Raw genomic sequence first — 1098 nt, forward strand, 5'->3', positions numbered from 1 at the left:
TACCGCAATCGGATGAACGAGCAGGTTATCCAGCCGCTCCGGTGTGCCTGGGTAAGGACTTGGCGCACTGACCACCGGCCCGTTGTTGGGCGTCCAAGTAATGCTGATGCCATCCAGAACCGCCACCATCGCGCTCTTGTCGGCGTTCCATCGGGCGTGTGCAACAGGCACCCGATCCGAACCACTGCCCGGCGAGGTGTGGATGCCATAAGCTCTCAATTCCCCCGCGTCATCCTGACGGAACTGGAACCGCACCCGTGTGCTTGCCGATTGCAGGTTTGCCAATTGCGCTGGGGTGTAGAGCGTCGAATCGCCAATATCTCTCGGCCAAAAGGCCAGCAACACTACGTTCAATGCGGCGCTTGCGCCCGCTACTCCACGTACTGTCCAAGTACCGAGGTCACTGCCGAGCGTCCCCGCGATACGCCCGACAGTACCAGCGGTGCCGGTTGAAGCGATCAGAGCAGTTTTGCCGAAATTGTCTGCACGTTCGGGCGCTTGTCCCGCCGCTGTGGAACCGGCGGGCACTGAAACACAGGATTTTGCGAATACACACACATTCAGCGCATCAGGTTGTGCGTTCGGCGCGAAAGCCTCGGCGGCCGTGCTGTGAGCTGAAGCGGTTCCCGGCGGTGGCAAAAAAGACGGCGACTTTTCAGGGTCTATGTCCTGAAACTCCATGAATTGGTTGGCGATGAGTTTAGGTGGCGGGTCACATTTGCAGCGGCACACGTCGCCGTCCAACGCGGCCTCTGCACCGTCCCATATTTCACCCAGTCGCGCCCGACACATACGACGACACCTTGGCTGGAGCAGGCGGGGCAGAAGATGAGATCGCCCTGTCTGACCATTCCCAACCCGTTAATGGTACCGCCCGTGTACCCGGTGTAGACCGTGCCACCGGCCGTTGTCTTGGCGCCGTTGGTTAGGTTGTAACGCCTCATGCCTCATTCTCCGCGTGCAAGCCTGGCTGCAGAAGCCTCCACCTGCGCCAGCCTTTGCGGGCTATCGCGTTGCTGGTGAAGATCGCGCCTAACTGGCGCGAGAAGAATGCTGCTGAATGAAGGAAGTCCAAACAACTGACCGTTCGGCTAGGTA

At 59.8% G+C, this 1098-nt stretch carries 2 protein-coding genes; both read right to left on the reverse strand.

Features of this window, described 5'->3' with window-relative positions:
* Window positions 1–744 (reverse strand): S-type pyocin domain-containing protein (locus DBR46_RS30110; protein WP_256659430.1); only part of this gene is annotated, 744 nt, incomplete at its 3' end.
* On the reverse strand, window positions 663–944 hold the full coding sequence (locus tag DBR46_RS30705) for a PAAR domain-containing protein (RefSeq protein WP_368666082.1): 282 nt from the start codon (window positions 942–944) through the stop codon (window positions 663–665). The genes DBR46_RS30110 and DBR46_RS30705, both read right to left, overlap by 82 nt.
* Between the last annotated feature and the right edge of the window lie 154 nt (window positions 945–1098).

This window comes from Pseudomonas sp. KBW05 (genome assembly GCF_003852405.1).
In the GTDB taxonomy this organism is placed as follows: Bacteria; Pseudomonadota; Gammaproteobacteria; order Pseudomonadales; family Pseudomonadaceae; genus Aquipseudomonas.

Coding starts and splice junctions, on each gene's coding strand:
- DBR46_RS30705 (WP_368666082.1), bottom strand. CDS start 944: ATGAGGCGTTACAACCTAACCAACGGCGCCAAGACAACGGCCGGTGGC.